Below are 264 nucleotides of genomic sequence, written 5' to 3'. Positions count from 1 at the left end.
CTTCCTCGGCCAACTCGGCGAGGCGGCGCTCCTCCTCGTCGTCGATCCCCGCCCGCGTCGTCTCCGCCAGCCGCCTCGCGGCGCTTTCGGCGTTGCGCCGGGAGTTGACGAACACGAGCGTCGAGCCCCCCTCGGCGAGCGTATCGCGGACGATGGCCTCGGTGGGCCGCTCGTTCGATTCGACCGGGAGTTCCTCCCGGGAGCCGTCGCCGAAATGCAGCGCCTGCCCGTAGTGGACCCCGGTCCGGAGTTCGATGGGGCGCC

At 72.3% G+C, this 264-nt stretch carries 1 protein-coding gene; it reads right to left on the bottom strand.

All coding sequences use genetic code 11. The annotated features are described in order from the left end of the window. Positions 1–264, bottom strand: a 264-nt coding sequence (locus ACP7FG_RS13045) for a hypothetical protein (RefSeq protein WP_439226633.1), incomplete at both ends; no start/stop codon positions are given.

Origin of the sequence: Idiomarina sp. ST10R2A5 (assembly GCF_051842325.1) — a bacterium.
Taxonomy (GTDB): Bacteria; Pseudomonadota; Gammaproteobacteria; order Enterobacterales; family Alteromonadaceae; genus Idiomarina; species Idiomarina abyssalis.
Note: the sequence above shows the minus strand (reverse complement) of the source record. Positions and strands in the feature narration are given on the sequence as shown.